At 60.4% G+C, this 14,579-nt stretch carries 13 protein-coding genes and 2 pseudogenes; 9 read left to right on the forward strand and 6 right to left on the reverse strand.

Features of this window, described 5'->3' with window-relative positions; genetic code table 11:
• Nucleotides 1-24 precede the first annotated feature (24 nt).
• Both ACQ4W6_RS17490 and ACQ4W6_RS17495 read left to right on the forward strand, forming a co-directional pair.
• Complete coding sequence (locus ACQ4W6_RS17490; protein WP_436568445.1) at nucleotides 25-810, forward strand: DNA/RNA non-specific endonuclease; 786 nt, start codon at nucleotides 25-27, stop codon at nucleotides 808-810.
• Nucleotides 811-831: 21 nt separating this feature from the next.
• On the forward strand, nucleotides 832-1,086 hold the full coding sequence (locus ACQ4W6_RS17495; protein WP_436568446.1) for a hypothetical protein: 255 nt from the start codon (nucleotides 832-834) through the stop codon (nucleotides 1,084-1,086).
• A gap of 296 nt (nucleotides 1,087-1,382) precedes the next feature.
• On the opposite strand, the gene ACQ4W6_RS17500 is transcribed toward ACQ4W6_RS17495, so the two are convergent.
• A complete protein-coding gene (locus tag ACQ4W6_RS17500) occupies nucleotides 1,383-2,783 on the reverse strand; it encodes an aminotransferase-like domain-containing protein (protein ID WP_436568447.1) in 1,401 nt (466 codons plus the stop codon).
• Between the two features lie 275 nt (nucleotides 2,784-3,058).
• On the opposite strand from ACQ4W6_RS17500, the gene ACQ4W6_RS17505 reads away from it, so the two are divergent.
• Nucleotides 3,059-3,304, forward strand: coding sequence for a hypothetical protein (locus ACQ4W6_RS17505; protein ID WP_436568448.1), 246 nt, complete (start codon nucleotides 3,059-3,061; stop codon nucleotides 3,302-3,304).
• 102 nt (nucleotides 3,305-3,406) lie between these two features.
• Nucleotides 3,407-3,745: pseudogene (locus ACQ4W6_RS17510) on the forward strand (Na+/H+ antiporter NhaA); the annotation flags it as partial.
• A 327-nt stretch (nucleotides 3,746-4,072) separates the two neighbouring features.
• Here ACQ4W6_RS17510 and ACQ4W6_RS17515 read toward each other — a convergent pair.
• The 5 genes and pseudogenes from ACQ4W6_RS17515 to ACQ4W6_RS17535 form a co-directional block, all read right to left on the reverse strand.
• On the reverse strand, nucleotides 4,073-4,243 hold the full coding sequence (locus ACQ4W6_RS17515) for a hypothetical protein (protein ID WP_436568449.1): 171 nt from the start codon (nucleotides 4,241-4,243) through the stop codon (nucleotides 4,073-4,075).
• 116 nt (nucleotides 4,244-4,359) lie between these two features.
• Complete coding sequence (locus ACQ4W6_RS17520) at nucleotides 4,360-7,239, reverse strand: M16 family metallopeptidase (RefSeq protein ID WP_436568450.1); 2,880 nt, start codon at nucleotides 7,237-7,239, stop codon at nucleotides 4,360-4,362.
• 117 nt (nucleotides 7,240-7,356) lie between these two features.
• Nucleotides 7,357-7,578, reverse strand: a complete 222-nt coding sequence (locus tag ACQ4W6_RS17525) for a hypothetical protein (protein WP_436568518.1) — start codon at nucleotides 7,576-7,578, stop codon at nucleotides 7,357-7,359.
• Between the two features lie 115 nt (nucleotides 7,579-7,693).
• Nucleotides 7,694-7,942: pseudogene (locus tag ACQ4W6_RS17530) on the reverse strand (diguanylate cyclase domain-containing protein); the annotation flags it as partial.
• Nucleotides 7,842-8,720, reverse strand: coding sequence for a sensor histidine kinase (locus ACQ4W6_RS17535; protein ID WP_436568451.1), 879 nt, complete (start codon nucleotides 8,718-8,720; stop codon nucleotides 7,842-7,844). The pseudogene ACQ4W6_RS17530 and the gene ACQ4W6_RS17535, both read right to left, overlap by 101 nt.
• 320 nt (nucleotides 8,721-9,040) lie before the next feature.
• Between ACQ4W6_RS17535 and queE the strand changes: the two genes are divergently transcribed.
• The 5 genes from queE (at nucleotide 9,041) to ACQ4W6_RS17560 (ending at nucleotide 14,486) form a co-directional block, all read left to right on the forward strand.
• Nucleotides 9,041-9,676, forward strand: coding sequence for a 7-carboxy-7-deazaguanine synthase (gene queE, locus ACQ4W6_RS17540; RefSeq protein WP_436568452.1), 636 nt, complete (start codon nucleotides 9,041-9,043; stop codon nucleotides 9,674-9,676).
• A gap of 21 nt (nucleotides 9,677-9,697) precedes the next feature.
• Nucleotides 9,698-10,144, forward strand: a complete 447-nt coding sequence (gene queD / locus ACQ4W6_RS17545) for a 6-carboxytetrahydropterin synthase QueD (RefSeq protein ID WP_436568453.1) — start codon at nucleotides 9,698-9,700, stop codon at nucleotides 10,142-10,144.
• Nucleotides 10,137-10,664: a tRNA adenosine(34) deaminase TadA gene (gene tadA, locus ACQ4W6_RS17550; RefSeq protein WP_436568454.1), complete on the forward strand. Its 528-nt coding sequence runs from the start codon at nucleotides 10,137-10,139 to the stop codon at nucleotides 10,662-10,664. Before queD ends, tadA begins: the two co-directional genes overlap by 8 nt.
• Before the next feature lie 236 nt (nucleotides 10,665-10,900).
• Nucleotides 10,901-13,261, forward strand: coding sequence for a TonB-dependent receptor domain-containing protein (locus ACQ4W6_RS17555; RefSeq protein WP_436568455.1), 2,361 nt, complete (start codon nucleotides 10,901-10,903; stop codon nucleotides 13,259-13,261).
• A gap of 61 nt (nucleotides 13,262-13,322) precedes the next feature.
• Entirely contained in the window at nucleotides 13,323-14,486 is a 1,164-nt protein-coding gene (locus ACQ4W6_RS17560; protein WP_436568456.1) for a hemin-degrading factor, read from the forward strand.
• Nucleotides 14,487-14,579: the final 93 nt, after the last annotated feature.

Consider the following 14,579-nt stretch of genomic DNA (forward strand, 5'->3'; position numbering starts at 1 on the left):
TGCAAAGATTTCAATTAGGGAAATATGATTCAACGATTGATCGCCAGGCTGACCCTGGCGTGCGGCGTGCTGGCCACCGCCTTTGCCGCAAACCTGGCGCATGCCGATGCCTGTCCTGCCCATTATGTCGATGGGCGCAAGCCGGAAATCACCAACCCCAAGCTGGAGGCGGCGACGCAGGAGCTGTGCTACAGCGTATTTGGCGTGATGCATTCGGGCATCACCCGCACGCCGTTGTGGTCGGCCGAGCACTTGACGGCGAACAAGCTGGAAGCGGCGCAGGACCTGTCGCGCGAAAACTCATTCCATGCGGAACGCAAGCTGCCCGCCGCCCAGCGCGCCGAACTGGCCGATTATGCGCGCAGCGGCTTCGACCGTGGCCACATGGCACCCAACGGCGACATGCCGGACCGCCAGAGCCAGCGCGACAGCTTTACCCTGGCCAATATGGTGCCGCAAGATGCACGCAACAACCGCTACGTGTGGGCCGGCATCGAAGGCGCCGTGCGTAAGATGGCCAAGAAAGAGGGCGACCTGTACGTGATCACGGGGCCGGCCTTCATTGGCGGCAACCTGCGCAAGGTGGGCCGCGTGATCGTGCCCAGCCACCTGTATAAAGTCGTCTACAGCCCGCGCCAGCGCGCCGGCGCCGCCTACTTCATTGAAAATGTCGATACCAAAGATTACGCAGTGCTGAGCATTGCGCAACTGGAAGACAGGATCGGCATCAATCTGTTACCGTCGCTGACACGGCAGCAAAAGCTGCGCATGCTGAGTTTGCCGAAGATCAATAGCAAGTCCAGAAAATAAGATCATTGAAAAGGAAATCCCATGTGCGCAAAGAAATTCGTCCCCTACGCCAATGAAAGCGATGTGCTGGAGATTGGCGGCCTGAGCATCGAAAACCGCATCGACCGCATCAGCATCAGCGGCGACATCGACTTGACGCGGGACAAGCCGGGCCTGGCGCTGGCCAAACAGCTGCAAAAACTGCTGGGCGACGTGGTGGCGCAGCTGGAACAGCAGGCGCTGCCCGATGCATTGCCGCCGCCGATGGTGACGTCGGTGGACAATCCGTTCGAATAAGACCTGCGTCAACGCAAGGGGAAAACCTGGCAGGATGCGCGTCGCTGACGCGTTTCCCGCATGCAAAGGGATTGTCTCCGATAAAATAATGAGGGTTCTGGCGAAACGGGAAGTTGGCGTCAGATGAGTGGCGGCTTGCGCCCCAAAGCGGACGTTGTGTTGCACGGCTAACGTAGCTTTCTTCCAGTCTGTTCACTTTCGCGCGTGATCTCACGATAAATAAACACTGAGGCAGCAAACCAATGTGCGACCGCATTGAGAGAACTCCCGGATGAAGCACAGTGTTTCCTGGACAGTTAAACCACAGCAGCGCTGAACGACTCGGGCCGCCGCGCAAGCAGACGAGACAGCCGTTGAAGACCCGCCTGTAAGCGTCCACGGTCCCTGATGCTACCCAAAGAGATCCGAATTGCATTCACGGATCCGCTGCCAGTTGCGAATGCCTCTGCCGGCGTGACTGCGATGCCCTCGCTGCCGGCTGCACGCGCAAGCTGTGAGGAGTTCCAATACGCTGGCAACTCGATCCATACATGCAGGCCGTCTTCCGCGCCGCTGTACCGCCCCGCCAGAATATCCCGAGCCATCCGGTGGCGCAGGCGCGCCTCTTTGCGTACGCCTTCCATCAATTTGTCAGCCGAACCGTCGAAGATCCACTGAGTGGCCAGTGCGGCCGTCAGAGGAGCGACCATCAGCGCAAATGATCTTAGCGCGACCAGGAAACGTTCGCGTTCGTGCGGGTCGCGTATTAGCACGAAGGCGACACGCAAGCCGGGCGTCAGGCATTTCGACAGGGTTGAAATGTAGACCACCTGTTCCGGGGCAAACGTGGCAATAGGTGGTGGTGGGGCATCGGCAAGGAGCCAGTAGGGATCGTCCTCGACGATGCGTACATTGCAGCGCTTCGCGATGCTGGCGAGCTCCTTGCGCCGGCGTTCCGGAATGGTGATGGCGGTCGGGTTCTGTAAAGTCGGATTGAGGTAGACCAGCCCAGGCTTGTGCTGGCGGCACGCTTCCTCAAGCATCTCAGGCACCATCCCGTGCTTGTCCGCTTCCACCGCAATGATGTGCCGGCCGAATTGGGTCGCTGCGGCACGCAAGCCGGGATAACTCGTTGGCTCTGCCAGGATAACATCGCCAGGCTCCGTCAGCGCAAGGATCAATGCGGCGATCGCCGCTTGCGCACCCGGACAGACAACAACCTGCCTGGAATCCAGATGTCCAAACATCGGTGCTAGCCATTTGGCTCCAGCCTTACGGTCGGAGTCGCTTCCCCCGCCCAAGTGGTAAGTCATCAGCAATTCATTATCTGCCCTCATCAGTACTTGAGACAAACCTTGTTTCAACATGTCGTCGAAGTCCACGCCATCCGGCGGTGGTGGGGTATTCATGCTCAGATCGAGGATAGCGGTCAATTCGACTTTCGGCGCCGCGACATAAGTGCCTCGAGCGCCGCGGCCCTCCAACAAGTTGCGGCGTCTGGCTTCGTCGTATGCGCGCGTGATCGTCGTCAGGTCAACGTCCAGCTGTGCTGCCAACTGGCGCTGCGGTGGTAGACGGTCACCCGGGGTCAAAGACCCGTCTACCACCGCCGCCTGCAACGCATCCGCAATCTGCAAAAAACGTGGCCCTTTGTTCCCGGTCAACCGCGGCAACCAGATAGTCAAATTTTCATCTTGTATGGTTTTCAACTGGGACATTTTGTCTCAATGTATGGAAATTGTTTTAAAGTAGTATGCATCAGAACGTGCAGCAACACCATCCTTGCATGGCAGTCGCTGACGTTTTCTCCTATCTCATCTGCATTCGGCAAATCACTGCGCTTGATGCCATCGTTATTTCATAGGTAGATATAATGAAAGATTCAAACAGGATGCCTGGGGGGATGGTTTGAACAGAAATCTGCTGAAGCAGCATTTTGAGGTAGTGCTCCTCACGATAGATAGCGTCAAGTAATAGACTGGAAATACTCAAAATGATAGATTGGACCCCTATAGTCTTCGTTACGTTCAAGGCTCTCGTGCTCGGCACGGGCATGTTCTTCGCCATCAAGTGGCATTACGATCAAGGGAAGAAGGATAAGGATAAGGCGAAGCAGAATCGCGCGGTGCTACGCGCGGGCGGCAAGGTGGCCGCAGCCTTCGTGCTATTGCTGCTGGGCCTGGGGCTCGTCACCTTCGTCCTTGTCAGGATGGTCGGTTTGGACTTGACCTTCCCATGATGGCAAAGAATAGTCGGCCGATATCCAGTGATACGGCAGCAATTCCCCGATGCGGCTCGGGCAGCATCGGCAGGCGGGTCATAGCTCGCTTCGGCAAATAGCACCGGCATCGCTGGGGGACTATTAATCGGCAAGCCATTAGGCATTACATTGATGTGCTTCATAGCCGTTGCTCTAGGCATTTGCAAATTGCCGCTGGATTTGAGTTAGCGTCATATTTTCGGAGCGGGTCTGTTCGGTGGCATTGGATTTACGATGTCTATCTTCACTACGAACCTTGCGTTCGTCGGACAACCCGAACTTGTCACTTCATCGAAGATGGCAATCTTCCTCGCGTCGCTGACAGCAGGTGTTGCAGGCTACCTGTGGCTCCAGGCATTCGGGAAACCACTTGCTTCAGATGACGATGTCGAAACCATGGATTTCGAACAGCAACCTTGACGTGGGGTCGCTGTCCGCTTTTGGCCGACAACTGCCTGTCAATTCGGAAGCCGTCGAATCGTTACCAACACGCCGAGTCAGCCTTTGCTGGATCGTAAGAATCGTCCTTCACTTCCAAAACAAGTTCGTAAGGTGAAAGCGGTGCGAACTCGGCGCGAAGATAAATGCAATCACCTACTGGCACAGCATCAAGTCGAGAAATTACAGTAAGTGCGAGCCTTTGAATGTCCTTCAGCGGACCGGCGATCCAATGGTCGGTGATCTCCGAGGTTGTCCAAATGCCGACCTCAAGGTAACTGTAGGGGCCAAAGTGTTCGTGTTCCGAAATTAAATCGTTGCAGGTTTCGCTGCATATTTTTGCATTGTATGTGCGAACTGTCGAAGCCCTGCCTTGGACCCAATCAATCGCCATTCCTTGGCGTCATCGTCGCGGTCATAGAAGAAGCCAAGCTCGCGCCACTCACGCTGAGTCATTTCATTGATTTCGGTACTCGGCATGTCTTTTCCCATCGTGTTCTAAACGTCCGCTTCTGGCCGATAGCTGACCTCATCACGAAACTCAACCTCATCCGACAGCCTGTGTCAGATGAGGTTTGAGGCAGTCCAACTAATTATTACTTCGCAAATGCCTGCACCGCTGGCGTCACCGTCACCGCTGCCGGCGCGATGCCCAGCTTCATCGCGCCGATGACCTTGTCTTCATCAAGCAGGGCTTGCGGCTTGTTGCCGTCGTACTTGATGGGCGAGAAAGCATCGCTGACCAGCTTTTCCTTCAGGCCGGACGCATCCTTGGCGACGATCACCACAGACAGGTTCTTTGCCGACAAATGCTGCTTGATGGCGCGGTTGACGTCCGCCAGCGTCAGTTTCGACAAGCCGTCACGCATCAGCTTGGTGAACTCGGGCGTGCCATACCATTGCGAATCGAGCGCGTAACCGAGTTGCTGGTCTTGCGTCGAGGTCATCACGAAGACGTTTTTCATCAGGTAGTCGCGCGTGGTGGCGAAATCGTCCTGCGTCAGGCCATTGTCGACCAGCTTGCCCAGTTCCGTCAGGGCCACGCGCAGGGCGAAATGGGCGTTTTCCGGTGCCACGGGGCGTATCCAGATCTCGAACAGCTGCGCCTTGCGGCCCAGGTTCGGGTTCGGGAAGAACTGGTACATGCCGCGCGGAAACGCCTCGATGTAGGCGTAATCGCCATAGTTCATGCCGCGAATTTCGCGGATGCGCTGGTACAGGTAGGAATTCGAGGCACGGTGCTCGCCGAGCCAGGTTTTCGCCAGCCACAGGGCGGGGAAGTCCGGGTGCGTGCGCGTCACGTCGAGCGGCAAGCCAAACGAGATGGCGGTGGCGCGCGTGTTTTTCTCGATGATTTCCACTTCCAGGCCCTTCGCCTTGCGGCCCACGGGCTTGAGCGTGGCCGGCAAGCCGGTGCCGGCCGGCAATGCGGCCAGCGCCTGCGTCAGCGAGGCCGTCATGGCGTCGCTGACGTCGCCGGAAATACCCACCTTGACGGCGCCTTGCGCGTACGCGCTCTTCCAGAACTGTTTCACGTCGTCAAGCGTGATGGCGTCGATGCCGGCCACCGTACCCAGCACAGGGTGGCCGTAGGGCGTGCCCGCATACACATTCGTCTGCAGGCGCTCCTTGGCGAACTCTTCTTCGTTATTGTCCTTCAGGTCCAGCAGCAGCGCGTTCTTTTGCGCATCCTTCAGGCGGCGGAAATCGTCTTCGCGAAAACCGGGCGAAAGCAGCAGCGGCAGGGCGATGGCGTTGAACTGGCCCCAGTTATCCTTGTGGATGGAGCCGGTAAAGGTGGTCATTTCCTTGTCCGTCTGCTGGCTGAAACTACCAGCGAGCGGGAACAGGGCCTGGTTGACTTCATCGATCTTGCGCTCGGAAGAGCCGCCCGACGCCACCATAGCGGCCGTCAGCGCGGCCAGGCCTTCCTTGCCTTGCGGATCTTGCGCGGAGCCGGCGGTAAACAGCAGCTTGTAGCGGATTTGCGGCAGCGCAGATTTTTGCACCAGCACGTCGAACTTTGCCGTCGAGGCAGCCGGCAGCAGGCTGGCCAGCTTCGGCGTGCTTGCAATCGCTTCAGGCATGGCCTGGTGCGACAGGGTGGTCACCACCATGCCCGCGTCCGTCAGGTATTTGCGCGCTGCCGCTTGCAGGTCGGCCGGCGTGAGCGTGTCGATCAGGCGGTAATACTGGTTGATGGTGGCGTACGAGCGGTCGAAATGCACGAACGAGGCCAGGGTGCCGGCGATTTGCTCGGTGTTGTCCAGCGAGCGGATCAGGCCGTATTTTTCCGCCGACTTGGCGTCCGCCAGGTCCTTGTCGCTGACGGGCGTGTCGCGCAGTTGCGCCACGGTTTTCAGGATGGCATCGCGCACATACACGGCGTCGTCGATGTTTTTCACGCGCGCGCCGATCACGGCCAGGGTCGGGTCGACCCGGTCCGGCGTCATGTCAAACAATTGATCGACCTTTTGCTCGTTTTGCACCAGGCGCTTGTACAGCGGTGAAGTGCGGCCGAACGACAGCGACAGCAAGGTGGCCAGCGCCGCCTGGTCCTTGTCCTTCACGGAAAAGGCGGGCGCATGGAAGCCAACGGCCACCCATGGCAGGGTCGGCGTGGGCCAGGCCACGTGCTGGTAGACGGGGCCGTGTGGTGCGGGTTCCACCGGCACGGCCGCCTGCTGCTTGCCGCGCTGCCAGCCACTCCAGTATTTCTCCACCAGCGCGATGGCTTTTTGCGGTTCGACGTCGCCGGCGATGATGATGGTAGTGCGTTCCGGACGGTACCAGCGGTCAAAGAAGATCTTTGAATACGCGTACTGGTTCGGCATGTCTTCGATGTCCTGGATGAAGCCCATCGTCGTATGCTTGTAGGTATGCGTGGTATAGGCGCTGTCGCGCATCACTTCGAACAGTTTCGAGACGGGATTGGCGCTGTTCTTGTTGTATTCGCCCAGCACCGCCCGCGATTCGGTCTTGAACGCATCTTGCGCATAGTCCAGGTGCTGGAAGCGGTCTGCTTCCACCTTCAGCACGGTTTCCAGGTCATCCTTGGCGAACGTGGTGTGGTAATTGGTCAAATCGTCGCTGGTGTAGGCATTCTGGCGCGCGCCAGCCTTGGTGATGACTGTCTGGTATTTCTCGGGCGGATAGGCCTTGGTGCCACGGAACATCATGTGCTCGAAGAAATGCGCGAAACCGGACTTGCCCGGCTCGACTTCATTGCGCGAACCCGTCTGCACGGGAATCTGCAGCGAGACGATATTCGGGAAACCCGTCGGCACGATGATGATTTTCAAGCCATTGGCCAGGGTTTTTTCCGTCGCCTTGAACGGCAGCAGGTCAGCCTTGCTGGCGGCGGCGCTGTTGGCGACGGCTGGCTTGGCCGGCACGGTGCTGGCCGTTTGCTGGGCCAGGCTGGACGAGGCCATGGCCGACAGGGCCAGGGCGAAAGCGGGTAGTAATGTGGGCATGATTCTTGACACGAAGGCTCCTTCTTTTTTTGGGAATGTGGAAAGTGCAACGCCGCAGCATAGAATATTCGCGCCGCCGTGCATAGGGGGGCACGCCGGTACAGTGAATCTGGCGATTTAGAAATCGGGCCGCAGGATGCGTGCAGTCAGGTGGCTGAGGAAGTCGCGCCGGGTCGGCAGGAACATGCGGATATACACGATGTCGATGTCGTGCGCTTTGTCATGGTGATACACGGCGCGGATCTCTTCGCACAGGCGTTGCCGCACATCCATGCCGACTTTGCGGGCCGCCTCGATAGGCGCGCCGCTGTCGGGATAGCTTTTGAGATCGGCAAGCAATTGCCGGAACGAAGAGGTGAAATGCGCGCAGGCGGCCGCCGTATGGCGCGCCTTGTCGTCGCTGCGCAGTTCTTCGCGTCAGCGTCTTTTCCGGCAGGCTGATGCGGTTGCGGCGCAGGTGCTTGGCGCGGTACAGCGCACAGTCGGCCGTATGGATCAATTGCCCCAGTTGCGTGCCCGTTCCAGGCAGGGCAGTGGCGGCGCCAATGCTGACGGTGACGGTGACGCAGGTGGCGCCTGCGCGCTGGCTATTGAGTAATATTTCAGCGATGCTCAGGCAAGGGCAGGCGTACGCGCAAGGTGGTGCCGGCGCCGCTGTGGCTGTCGATGTGCAGGCTGCCGCCGGCCGCTGCCACGCGCTCATGCATGCCGGACAAGCCGCAGCCGAGGCGCGGCGGCGAGCCGGCCAGGCCGATGCCGTCGTCACTGATGCTGCATTCGAGCGTGGCGCCGCTCTGTTGCAGGTGCAGCTGAACGCGCGTGGCGTGCGCATGGCGGGCGATGTTCGCCAGCGCTTCTTGCAGCACGTGGTACAGCAGGGCGCCGTGCGCGCCGCCAGCAGCGGCGTCGAGCCGGTAGTGGCAACCGCAGGCGGTGCCGGTGCTGCGGCTAAAGTCCGCCAGCAAGGCGTCGCATGCCGCCTGCAGGCCGGCGTCGAGGGCGGGCGGGCGCAGGTCGTGGATGACGCAGCGCAGCGCCGCGATGCTGAGGTCCACATTGCGCACGATCAAGGCCAGTTTCTGTGCCAGCAGGGGCGCCGTACCGGACGAGCTGGTCTGCAGCATCGACAGGTCGATCTTCAGGGTCAGCAGATGCTGCCCCAGGTCGTCGTGGATGTCGCGCCCGATGCGCAGGCGTTCCTGCAGGCGCGCCTTGTGCTGCTCGCCGGCCAGGTGCCCTTGTTCGGCGTGCGCGCGCAGCTGCTCTTGCACGTGCAGGCGATGTGCCAGGCCGTGCTCGCGCCACAGCAGCAGCAGGGCCAGCGTACCCAGCAGGACGGAGCAGGCCGCCACCAGGTCGCATGGCATGCCGACCGGGCCCAGCGGTTCAGCGGCATAACCGGCATGCAGGGAAATGGCGGCGCAAGCACCGAGGCAAGTCAGAATTGCCAGGCTTAGCGGCAGCCGTGTGGTGCTTTGCATGATCTCCTTGCTCCCCAAAATATTTTCCAACAGGCAATGTCTGTACTGAAAATATATTAGCTTGAAAGTATTTATATTGTCTAAACGCAAAAGCTGAGCGGATAGCGTGATGCTGTTGCGCAACTGTCACTTTCTGCCAGGCGCGCGATGGGAACAGGTGGGGGCCAGGCGCGGCATTTTGCACGGGAAGTGGCGCGGCGGCATATAATAGAGGGTTGTCAATCGGCTTTTGCGGTCCCGGCGTTGCCTTATGCGCCGTGTGCGTCCGCATCGATGCGCCCGCCATACGCGGTGGCGCTGGCCAGCTCTGAGGAAATACTGTGACTTATAGCATCAAAGAGATTTTTTACACCCTGCAAGGCGAAGGTGCGCATGCAGGCCGTCCGGCCGTGTTTTGCCGCTTTTCCGGCTGCAATCTGTGGACGGGCCGTGAAAGCGACCGCGCCACGGCCGTGTGCCAGTTCTGCGACACGGATTTCGTCGGCACCGATGGCGAACTGGGCGGCAAGTTCAAGACGCCGCGGGAACTGGCCGCGCTGATCGACAGCCTGTGGCCGGCCACCTACGCGCCCAGCAAATACGTGGTATTTACGGGCGGCGAGCCGCTGCTGCAACTGGACACGGCCCTCATCGAGGCCATGCACGCGGTTGGCTTTACCATCGCCATCGAAACCAATGGCACCTTGCCCGTGCCGCCAGGCGTGGACTGGATCTGTGTCAGCCCGAAGATGGGCTCTACCTTGGTGGTGCACAAGGGCAATGAAATCAAGGTGGTCATTCCCCAGTTCCAGCAAGACCTGGCCGCCTACGAACAACTCGATTTCGAAAACTTCTTCGTGCAGGCGATGGACGGCCCGCTGGCCGCGCAGAACCTGAAGCTGGCCATCGAGACATGCAAAAGCATGCCGAAGTGGAAGCTGAGCCTGCAAACCCATAAACTCCTGCAAATTCCTTAATTAGGTAATATTCACAATAACATGCTGACTATCACACGCAAGCTTGAATTCGACGCGGGCCACCGCATTCCCGACCACAAAAGCCAGTGCCGCAACCTGCACGGCCATCGCTACACGGTGGAAATTACCCTGGTGGGCAAGGTCATCGAAGCGGAAGGCAATTCCGACAATGGCATGATCATGGATTTTTCCGACGTGAAGACCCTGGCCAAGCAGCACCTGGTCGATGTCTGGGACCACGCTTTCCTCGTCTACGAGAAAGACGCGGCCGTGCGCGACTTCCTGGCCAGCCTGCCGGACCATAAAACCGTCGTCATCGACCGCATCCCGACGGTGGAAAACCTGGCCCGCATCGCCTTCGAGATCCTGAAAGCGGCGTTTACCGACCATTTCGGCACGGGGCTGCACCTGCACAAGCTGGTGCTGCACGAAACGCCAAACTGCTGGGCAGAAGTGACCGATGACTGAAACGCCGGACAGCGCCGTGCCTGCCGTGCATGCGGCTGACGAGCGCTACATGCAGCTGGCCTTGGAGCAGGCCCAGCACGCGTGGAATCTGGGCGAAGTGCCCGTGGGCGCCGTCGTTGTCAAGGATGGTGTAGTCATTGCCGTGGGTTACAACCAGCCCATCGGCCGTCACGATCCAACGGCGCACGCCGAAGTGATGGCCTTGCGTGCTGCCGCCGAAAAGCTGGGCAACTATCGCTTGCCCGGCTGCGAACTGTACGTGACGCTGGAGCCATGCGTGATGTGCTCGGGCGCCATGCTGCATGCGCGCCTGGCGCGCGTGGTGTACGGCGCGGGCGACCCGAAGACGGGCGCTTGCGGTTCCGTGCTGAACCTGTTCGAGCAGCCGGCATTGAACCACCAGACGGTGGTTGCCGGTGGCGTGCTGGCCGACGCGTGCGGCGCCTTCCTCAAGCGCTTCTTTGCCGAGCGCCGCCGCGCGCAGGCAGACGCGCGCAAGCTGGCCAATCCCCCCGCCTGAAGCCAGTCAAGGCGGGCAGGGCAGCCTTTGCCCAGCCTTCGCCTTGGCGGTCCATGCCAGCCGTCCCGTCTGGCATTTTTATATCTGTTGTGAAATAACATCTTGCCGTCATTCCGTTATTCTCAAATGAGAATGATTCGTGTTACAGTAATGTTTCTTTTCGCCAGCAAACTTCCCTTGCGTATCGTTATCGATCCGAGTTCAAGAGCCAGCCTTCACTCTTCTACCGGATCATCATGACTACAGTGCTTCTGCAGCGCTCCGCTGCGCCCGCCGTATCGCCACGCATTCCCGCCCGCCGGCACAAGCTGGTGCTGCGCGCCGCCTTGCTGGGCCTGTTTGCTGCGCCCTTGCTGTCCGCGCAGGCGCAAACGGCTGCCGTCAACGCGGACACGGCGGCCCAGGAACCGGCCAGGCTGCCAGTCTTCCCGGAAATCGTCGTGAACGCCAAGCAAGACTACGCGCGCCGCGCCGGCACCAGGAACGTGATCAGCAGCGAAGACCTGGAGCGTCGCGGCGTGACGGAAATGGGCGGCATCGTGCGCTACCTGCCTTTGATTGCCGCGCCAGCGGCGGCTTCGGGCAGCGGCAGCGTGTGGGATGGCGCGGGCAACACGGGCTACAACATCCGTGGCCTGGAAGGCAACCGCGTCAGCCTGGAACTCGATGGCATTTCCCTGCCGGATGCCGCGCCGAAACCGGATGGCAATACCCTCAACGCCTTCGGTACGGGCCGTGATTATTTTGATCCGGAAACCTTCCGCGAAGTGCGCATCGATTCGGGTAGCACGGCCGTCAGCGGTGCCAGCCCTGGCCTGGGCGGCGGCGTCGCTTTCATCACCAAGTCGCCCGAGGATTACCTGGGCGAAGGGCAAGACCGTTACGCTGCCTATAAATATGGCCGTGCCACGGCCGACCGCAGCAATGCGCATACCCTGACGGGCGCCGCCAGGATCGGCGGCACATTACAGGGCCTGGCCGTCTACGTGCACCGCGATGGCGAACAGACGGAGAGCCGCGGCACCACCACGCCGAATCCGGATGACTGGCATTCGAACGCCTTGCTATCCAAGCTGGTGTGGGCCTTGCCGGGCGAACAAAAGCTGGACTTGACGGTCGACATGTTCGAACGCAAGAACGAGCGCGATCTGCGCAGCAAGGTCAGCAGGTACTATCCGACCGGCGTGCAGCAGGATTCCATCACCAGGCGCTCGCGCGTCAGCCTGGGCCACGATGTGGCACTGAAAGATTTCACCCTGTTCGACCGCCTGACGTCGAAAGTGTATCTGCAGAATGCGAAAACCGATGACAAGACGCAAGGCCGCTACACCTTCGGCAGCCCGGCCCAGCGCTCCATCGACACCAGCTTCAAGAATGACAGCATCGGCCTGACGTCGGAAGCGTTCAAGCAGCTCAATGCCGACAACGCGCTGCTGTACGGCGTACAGCTGGAGCAGCTGAAAACGCGCCGTCCGTGGCGTGAGGAGCGTGTCATCATCGCCACGGGCCAGCATCAGGTCACCAACAAGAACCGCATGGCTGACATGGATACCACCAAGCTGGCCCTGTACGTGCGCGACGACGTCAGTTTTGACCTGGCCGGCAAGAAGGCCGTGCTGACGCCAGGCTTGCGTGCCGACTACCGCAGGAATGCGCCGAAAAACCTGCAAACCTACGTCATCGCCGTACCGGGCGCGGCCAAGGAGGTGCGCGAAGAGAGCGACACCTATTTCACGCCAAGCCTGAGCCTGTCCGTGGAAGTGCTGCCGCAAATCAATGCCTATGCCACCTTCACGCGCGGCACGCGCCTGCCGACGGCGGCCGAACGCACGGGTACGTATGACTCCTTCAGCTATACGGGCACGGGGCAGGGCTATGCCGTGCTGGGCAATGCCGGCCTGCGCAAGGAAACCAGCCAGGCCTACGAACTGGGCTTGAAGGGCGATCTCAGCAAGGGCGTCAATCTGCACGCCTCCGTGTACCAGACGCAATATACGGATATGGTCGATTACGTGCTGCAGAAGGATGACCCGGTGAATTATCCGACCATCACGCGCGGCTTGTTTCGTCCGGAAAATATCGGCAATGCCCGTACCTGGGGCGCCGAACTGGCCCTGCGCGTGGAACTGGGCGCCTGGGTGCCAGCCCTGCAGGGTTACCACGTTGACATGGCCAATGGCGTGGCCAAGGGCCGTGCCTTCAATATCCAGACGGGCGAGAGCGGTGGCTTAAACTCGGTGGCACCGGCCAAGTCGGCATTGACACTTGGCTACGATCAGGAAAACCAACTGTTCGGCCTGGCGCTGACGGCCGTGCATGCGGGTGCCAGGCAGGCGCCGGAAAACCTGCTCGTCGGCGATGCCGGCACGCTCTTCACCGTGCCGTCGTACACCATCTTTGACTTGTCGACTTACTGGAATGTGCACCAGAACGCCAGGATCGTCGTCGGCGTGTACAACTTGACGGATCGCAAGTACTGGGATTATGCCTCGGCGCGCAGCCTCGCCAGCGGCATCACGGCTGCCAACCGCGCCGAAATCGAGCGCTATGCCAAGCCGGGCCGCAATGTGGCAGCCAGCGTGAGCGTGAGTTTCTGAATTTTCACCGGGGAGGCGCGCCCGCGCCTTTTTTTTCCATGTTTGATTGAATGGCCACACTATGAAGTTATCCAAACTTGTTCTATCCCTGGTAGGCAGCCTGCTGATTGTCAACGCCACTGCGGCCCCAGCCACTTTGGCGCAACGCTGGGCCACCTTGCGCACCGAACAGCCGAAGCTGCAGATTCGCGACGCGGCGCGCGCGCTGGGCGTGTCGGAAGCGCAATTGCTGGCAACGAACATCGGCAATGGCGTCACGCGCCTGCAGGCTGACGGCAACCAAGCGCGGGAAATCATGCGCGCCGCGCTGGATCTGGGCGTGGTGCAAGCGATCACGCGCAATGAAAACGGCGTCATCGAGACGACGGGCATGGCCAGCAAATTCAAGCAGGCGGGCGACAAGTCCGAACCGGCGGACGCCAGACAGGAGCAGGACCCGGAGCAGGAAGCGCGCCAGCGCAATATCGCTGGCGGCTACCTGGGCGGCCAGATCGACCTGCGTTTCCACTTTGAACACTGGAAATACGCATTTGCCGTGCTCCAGCCCGGCCGCGATGGCAAACCGACGCGCAGCCTGCAGTTCTTTGACGCCAACGGCACGGCCGTGCACAAGATTTACCTGCGCAACGAAGCTGGCGGGGCCGTCTACGACAAGCTGGTGGCAACGTTCCGCCTGCCCCAGCAAAGCGCGGCACTGGCCGTGCTGGCCGCAGCGCCGAAGGCGGCCGAAAAACCGGATGCCGAGATCGATGTCAATCAATTCCAGCTGGCCTGGAAAGACATGACGGACGTGCACCAGTTTGCGCAAATCATGCGCGAATTTCACCTGTCGCGTGAGCAAGCCTTGCGCCTGGCGCCAAGCGGCATGGTCGAGCGCGTGACGCCCGAGGCGCTGCGCACCTTGCTGGACAACGCGGCGAAGAACAAGGTCGCCATCATGGTGTTCCTGGGCAACGACGGCTTGACGCAGATCTATAGCGGCACGATCGAGAAAACCATGGCCGCCGGCGGCTTCTATAATGTGCTGGACCCGGACTTCAACTTGCACATCCGCGACACGGCCCTGCGCAGCGGCTGGGTCGTCAGGCGCGGCGGCGTCACCTCGGTCGAGTTCTTCGACAGCGAGGGCAGGCAAGTGGTGTCCTTCTTCGGCGTGCGCGAGCGGGGCAAGCCGCAGCCGCAAGCGTGGCTCGACCTGGCCGATTCCCTGCCGAAAGCCAAGTAAGTAAGCAGTAGTGTTGCCGCCCGGCGTACCGGCGCGGCAACACTTCAGATTGTTTTTATGCGCGGCGTGATGGCAAGATCACAATAGTGGTAT

This window comes from Janthinobacterium woesei, assembly GCF_051380875.1.
GTDB lineage: Bacteria > Pseudomonadota > Gammaproteobacteria > Burkholderiales > Burkholderiaceae_D > Janthinobacterium.

Bases quoted from the DNA above. Each gene is read 5' to 3' on its own strand.
- ACQ4W6_RS17490 (WP_436568445.1), top strand. From the start codon at position 25: ATGATTCAACGATTGATCGCCAGGCTGACCCTGGCGTGCGGCGTGCTG.
- ACQ4W6_RS17495 (WP_436568446.1), top strand. From the start codon at position 832: ATGTGCGCAAAGAAATTCGTCCCCTACGCCAATGAAAGCGATGTGCTG.
- ACQ4W6_RS17500 (WP_436568447.1), bottom strand. From the start codon at position 2,783: ATGTCCCAGTTGAAAACCATACAAGATGAAAATTTGACTATCTGGTTG.
- ACQ4W6_RS17505 (WP_436568448.1), top strand. From the start codon at position 3,059: ATGATAGATTGGACCCCTATAGTCTTCGTTACGTTCAAGGCTCTCGTG.
- ACQ4W6_RS17515 (WP_436568449.1), bottom strand. From the start codon at position 4,243: ATGCCGAGTACCGAAATCAATGAAATGACTCAGCGTGAGTGGCGCGAG.
- ACQ4W6_RS17520 (WP_436568450.1), bottom strand. From the start codon at position 7,239: ATGCCCACATTACTACCCGCTTTCGCCCTGGCCCTGTCGGCCATGGCC.
- ACQ4W6_RS17535 (WP_436568451.1), bottom strand. From the start codon at position 8,720: ATGCAAAGCACCACACGGCTGCCGCTAAGCCTGGCAATTCTGACTTGC.
- queD (WP_436568453.1), top strand. From the start codon at position 9,698: ATGCTGACTATCACACGCAAGCTTGAATTCGACGCGGGCCACCGCATT.
- tadA (WP_436568454.1), top strand. From the start codon at position 10,137: ATGACTGAAACGCCGGACAGCGCCGTGCCTGCCGTGCATGCGGCTGAC.
- ACQ4W6_RS17555 (WP_436568455.1), top strand. From the start codon at position 10,901: ATGACTACAGTGCTTCTGCAGCGCTCCGCTGCGCCCGCCGTATCGCCA.
- ACQ4W6_RS17560 (WP_436568456.1), top strand. From the start codon at position 13,323: ATGAAGTTATCCAAACTTGTTCTATCCCTGGTAGGCAGCCTGCTGATT.